The 4,179-nt window shown below is 51.1% G+C and carries 10 protein-coding genes; all 10 read left to right on the top strand.

The window, feature by feature from the left end; genetic code table 11:
• The first annotated feature begins 96 nt into the window (after positions 1–96).
• The 10 genes from ACO6BQ_RS12105 to ACO6BQ_RS12060 all read left to right on the top strand — a co-directional run bounded on the left by ACO6BQ_RS12105 (position 97) and on the right by ACO6BQ_RS12060 (position 4,128).
• Positions 97–264 (top strand): hypothetical protein, encoded by a 168-nt coding sequence (locus ACO6BQ_RS12105; protein WP_489121308.1) that lies wholly within the window; start codon positions 97–99, stop codon positions 262–264.
• Between the two features lie 90 nt (positions 265–354).
• The gene (locus tag ACO6BQ_RS12100; RefSeq protein WP_489121304.1) at positions 355–960 is read left to right on the top strand and encodes a helicase-related protein; all 606 of its coding nucleotides are present in this window, start codon (positions 355–357) and stop codon (positions 958–960) included.
• Between the two features lie 34 nt (positions 961–994).
• Positions 995–1,501 (top strand): hypothetical protein, encoded by a 507-nt coding sequence (locus ACO6BQ_RS12095; protein WP_489121303.1) that lies wholly within the window; start codon positions 995–997, stop codon positions 1,499–1,501.
• A 15-nt stretch (positions 1,502–1,516) separates the two neighbouring features.
• Positions 1,517–1,807 carry a dATP/dGTP diphosphohydrolase domain-containing protein gene (locus ACO6BQ_RS12090; protein WP_489121301.1) on the top strand — a complete coding sequence of 97 codons (291 nt, stop codon included), beginning with the start codon at positions 1,517–1,519 and terminating at the stop codon, positions 1,805–1,807.
• Complete coding sequence (locus ACO6BQ_RS12085) at positions 1,804–2,220, top strand: hypothetical protein (RefSeq protein ID WP_489121299.1); 417 nt, start codon at positions 1,804–1,806, stop codon at positions 2,218–2,220. The genes ACO6BQ_RS12090 and ACO6BQ_RS12085 overlap by 4 nt, the downstream gene beginning before the upstream one ends.
• Positions 2,221–2,443: 223 nt before the next feature.
• Entirely contained in the window at positions 2,444–2,692 is a 249-nt protein-coding gene (locus ACO6BQ_RS12080; RefSeq protein WP_489121295.1) for a type II toxin-antitoxin system Phd/YefM family antitoxin, read from the top strand.
• Complete coding sequence (locus ACO6BQ_RS12075) at positions 2,689–2,955, top strand: Txe/YoeB family addiction module toxin (protein ID WP_489121293.1); 267 nt, start codon at positions 2,689–2,691, stop codon at positions 2,953–2,955. The genes ACO6BQ_RS12080 and ACO6BQ_RS12075 overlap by 4 nt, the downstream gene beginning before the upstream one ends.
• A gap of 79 nt (positions 2,956–3,034) precedes the next feature.
• The gene (locus ACO6BQ_RS12070; protein WP_489121292.1) at positions 3,035–3,535 is read left to right on the top strand and encodes an HsdM family class I SAM-dependent methyltransferase; all 501 of its coding nucleotides are present in this window, start codon (positions 3,035–3,037) and stop codon (positions 3,533–3,535) included.
• Between the two features lie 60 nt (positions 3,536–3,595).
• A complete protein-coding gene (locus ACO6BQ_RS12065) occupies positions 3,596–3,859 on the top strand; it encodes a hypothetical protein (RefSeq protein ID WP_037351193.1) in 264 nt (87 codons plus the stop codon).
• Positions 3,860–3,978: 119 nt separating this feature from the next.
• Positions 3,979–4,128, top strand: a complete 150-nt coding sequence (locus ACO6BQ_RS12060) for a BRO family protein (RefSeq protein ID WP_489121289.1) — start codon at positions 3,979–3,981, stop codon at positions 4,126–4,128.
• The last annotated feature ends 51 nt before the right edge of the window (positions 4,129–4,179 follow it).

Here is a 4,179-nt window from a genome sequence, read left to right as displayed (position 1 = left end):
ATTGTAATATTTTGGAGCTCAATCGTGCAACAAAAGAATTTTTCAGTGTTTCCCATATATACCTACGACCCGAAAGATGGTGCGGAAGATGCCATTATGAGCGCTATTGGCGATATCGCGGTGAGCATGAAGGCGGCGGACTATCTCCAGCTGCCGCCCGTGGTCGAGGATACGATCCCCGTCGTACTGGATGCAAAGGCTCGCAAGGCGTACGACACGATGGAGCGGACGATGGTGCTGGAACTTCTGCAGAGCGGCGAGTAGATCACGGCGGCGAGCGCGGCGGCACTCTCGAACAAGCTGCAGCAGCTTGCCAACGGGGCGGTCTACAACGAGGATCACAAGCCTCATGCGGTGCATGACTGCAAGATTGAGGCATTCATGGAGCTGATTGAGCAGCTGGGCGGGAAATCTGCGCTGGTCTTTTACAACTTCCAGCATGATCTTGCGCGGATCGTAGAGGCACTGAGGCAGACAAATCTGCGTGTACGGATTCTGCGCGGGGCGGAGGATGAACTGGCGTGGAATCGGGGCGAGGTGGATATTCTCCTTGCGCACCCTGCAAGTGCCGCCTATGGGCTGAACCTACAGGATGGAGGCAATCATGTTATCTGGTATGGACTGAATTGGAGTCTCGAGCTTTACCAACAGGCGAATAAGCGCCTGCACCGTCAGGGACAGACGCAGACCGTCATTATTCACCATCTTGTTTCTGAGAATACGCGCGATGAGGACATCCTGCGTGCGATCGGCATGAAGGAGCGGGCGCAGGAGTTTGTACTTGATAGCCTCAAGGCTCGCATCGATAAGTATCGGCCACACGGAGGAGGGCTTACGAATGCTGATTTTCATGAAGAACGTCAAGAAGTTTTTGAACACGGAAGGAACGTCAATTCGGGCAATACACTATCGTGCGGGACGCGCGTATGCTACGAATCGGCACAGCAGCATCTGGGTTGAGGAGGCTTCCGGCAGGGAGGGTGTTTTCGATGCTGTGAGCAATGTCATGGTCGAAGGTGCGGCACTTCCGGATTACGACAAGCTCCTCCCGCCACCTCGCGAAGATGCGCCGTATGCCACCGTAGGTGTCTGTGAACTCGTAGAATTTCTTGCGATGCTGAAAGCGGTGAGTGCGTGTGCTCCGAAGACGCAGATCGCGGCTTTGCTGTTTGTGTGGCGTCCGGATGGACTCATAATGTATGCACGAAATAATCAACTGCGTGTAGAGTATCACCTTTCGGGTAAAACAGAGAATTTTACTGAGGGACAGAGCTTTTTCGCAGCGTTCGACGCGCGGCATCTTTCCGATCTTGTCGATTACTTACGTCAGCGCAAAGCACCTGTACGGTTTTATTCACCCGGGAGGAAACACGCTCCTTTACGAATGGATGTGGACACGGATATGATTTCAGCAACACCTGCAGGCGGCTTTCTTGCACCGATGCACGGGCTTGGGGATGTTGAACGTTTTGCGGATGTGATTCCAAGCAAAGCAGAGTGATTGGAGGGCACGGAAATGGCAGAGCAGAAATATCCGCAGAGCGCGGAATCGAATGAGTACAGATACATTGATTTTGAGTGGTTGGATGAGATTGCCACGGGACTGACCGCAGGTGCGGAAAAACATCCGGGCGAGACATGGCGGAGTATCCCCGCAGAGGAGCATGCAGCGCGTGCGCTACGACATCTGGCTATGTGGCTGTCGGGTGATCGGAGTGACAGTCATATCATCAACGCGAGTATGCGTTGCATGATGGCGCGGACAACAGAACGCTGGGGGTCGACGAAAACAGGAGGAGCAGAATGACAGCTAAAGAATATCTGAGACGCATCCGCGATGCAGAGAGTGATCTACGGAGTGCAGAGATGGATTATCAGCGTGCACGAGATGATGTTATGAATCTCAAGGCGATCGAGTACGACAAGGACAAGGTCAGCAACTCCTACATAGGAGATCTCTCAGATGCGATCGCAGCACTTGAGAAATACGCTGAGCAGGTAAATGCGAAGTGGGATGCACTGCTTGCCATGCGCGAGGAGGCAAAAACGCGGATTGAGCAGGTGGAGGACGGGCGTTGCCGCGAGGTGCTGATGCGCCGTTATCTGCAGGGCGAGTCATGGGAGTATATCGCAGTAGGCATGGGGTACGCGTTCCGAACTGTGACGTGGCTGCATGGGAGAGCATTGGCACAATTCAAGGTGCCCGAAAAGTTTGCCTAGAATTGCCTATATGACCTGTGATATAGTATAAGCTGGAAAGAGAAGATGCTGAGGCGGATTCTCGGAGGGCACAGCTCCGGCGGTGTCCTTTTATAAATGCCTAGGAGGTGGATGTGTGGACGATATAACCCTGCTCCGTGGGGATTGTTTGCGTGACCTTGCATGAATTTTCTTGCCTTTTTTCAAGACGTACGCTATAATATACATAGCAGGAGGGATTATTATGCAGGTTATGAATGCAACGACGTTTCGACAGAATCTCTTTCAGACGCTTGAACAGACGGTACGTTATAATGAGCCGATTCATATTACGGTGAAGGAGGGCGGGGCGGTGCTTATGAGTGCGTCGGATTATAACGATCTGATGGCGACGATGGAGCTTTGCGCTGTTCCGGGAATGCAGAAGAAAATTGTCGATGGGCTGCATACAAAGACAGAGGACTGTCTTTCAGCCGATGAGGTTGTGTGGTGAGTTATCGTATCGTCTATACGAAGACGTCTGCTGCGGATATACCAAAACTCAAGGCGGCGCATTTGGCAAAGAAGGCGCAAGTGCTCATTGGGATTCTTGCGGAGCATCCGTTTCAGAATCCGCCGCCGTATGAGAAGCTGCGCGGTAATTTGCAGGGCGCGTATGCACGGCGGCTGAATATTCAGCATCGACTTGTCTATGAGGTGTTGGAGGAAGAAAAGACGGTCAAGATTATTAGTATGTGGACGCATTACGAGTTTTAGAATAAAATAGCGAAAGGCGGTTGTTCGGTCATTCCGAATGGCTGCCTTTTGTGTTGGAAAAATGTGAGGAGGTGACAAAGTGGGGTACAACGTGAAAAGTGTGCGGGAGGGCTTCAAGAAAAACGGTATTTTCTACACGCCGCGTCCGCTTGCAGAATATATGCGTTCGTTTCTGCCTACGGACATCGCAGAGGTCTATGATCCTTCCTGCGGTCATGGATCGCTCTTTGAAGTGTTTCCCGATGCGGTGAAGAAGTACGGGCAGGATATCAACCCCGAGGCTGTGGAAGCAGCGAAAAAAATTCCGAACAGTGAAATCATATGCGGTGATACGCTCCTAGCCCCTGCGTTCGCTGGCAAAAAGTTCCGTGCGATTATCGCCAATCCGCCTTTTTCTGTGAAATGGTCGCCCGATCTGCTAAAGGACGATGTGCGTTTTACGTCTGCACCTTGCTTTGCACCGCCGTCTAAGGCGGACTTTGCCTTTCTTCTGCATATTCTTCATTATCTTTCAACAGACGGGATGGCGGTTGTGCTGAACTTCCCCGGCATCGGTTATCGCGGGCAGAATAAATCCTAAATAACTCCTTGACAAGATGAAAATAATCGTGTAATATTGCCGTTGAAAGGAGGGGGAGATATGAATGTGCCTGCGAGTGAGCTTGAACGACAGATAGTTCAGCTCGAAGAAATTAAGGTCGTAATTCGTTGCCCACGTAGTCAGCTATTTCCTGCGTATAATTATCAGCGGAAAGCAGCCGGAAACACGAGTGTAACGGAGTGGCTTGAAGCGCGCATCAAACCACTTATAGGAACCGCCGAAGTGGACGTCATTAAAGGTGATGGGAATGCCCCGCATGGCAGGACGTTGCTTGATACCGTGCGCGAAAGTTATCGAGATTGATGAAAAAAGCAACCCCCCAGTGTTTGGCGACAGTTGAGGGTTGCTTGTCCTACAACCCCCGAAGGGATTGACGGTTTCATTCTATCATCTTTTCGGGAAAAAAGAAAGGATGAATTGTAATGACAAACGAAGTGCAGATTTTCGAGAACGCTGAGTTTGGCAAGGTTCGGACAATCGTCAAGAATGGTGAACCGTATTTTGTTGGCAAGGATGTCCCGGAGGTTCTGGGCTATAAGGATACCGTGAATGCGTTGAAAGCCCATGTTTGAAGTGGTAAACTAAAACTGGACACAGAGGGGGTAGAAAATGGACACTGCTTG

Source organism: Centipeda sp. (in: firmicutes) (genome assembly GCF_057271695.1).
The sequence above is the reverse complement of the archived record's forward strand: the minus strand, read 5'-3'. Positions and strand labels throughout refer to the sequence as shown.

Bases quoted from the DNA above. Each gene is read 5' to 3' on its own strand.
- ACO6BQ_RS12105 (WP_489121308.1), top strand. From the start codon at position 97: ATGAGCGCTATTGGCGATATCGCGGTGAGCATGAAGGCGGCGGACTAT.
- ACO6BQ_RS12090 (WP_489121301.1), top strand. From the start codon at position 1,517: ATGGCAGAGCAGAAATATCCGCAGAGCGCGGAATCGAATGAGTACAGA.
- ACO6BQ_RS12080 (WP_489121295.1), top strand. From the start codon at position 2,444: ATGCAGGTTATGAATGCAACGACGTTTCGACAGAATCTCTTTCAGACG.
- ACO6BQ_RS12085 (WP_489121299.1), top strand. From the start codon at position 1,804: ATGACAGCTAAAGAATATCTGAGACGCATCCGCGATGCAGAGAGTGAT.
- ACO6BQ_RS12065 (WP_037351193.1), top strand. From the start codon at position 3,596: ATGAATGTGCCTGCGAGTGAGCTTGAACGACAGATAGTTCAGCTCGAA.
- ACO6BQ_RS12060 (WP_489121289.1), top strand. From the start codon at position 3,979: ATGACAAACGAAGTGCAGATTTTCGAGAACGCTGAGTTTGGCAAGGTT.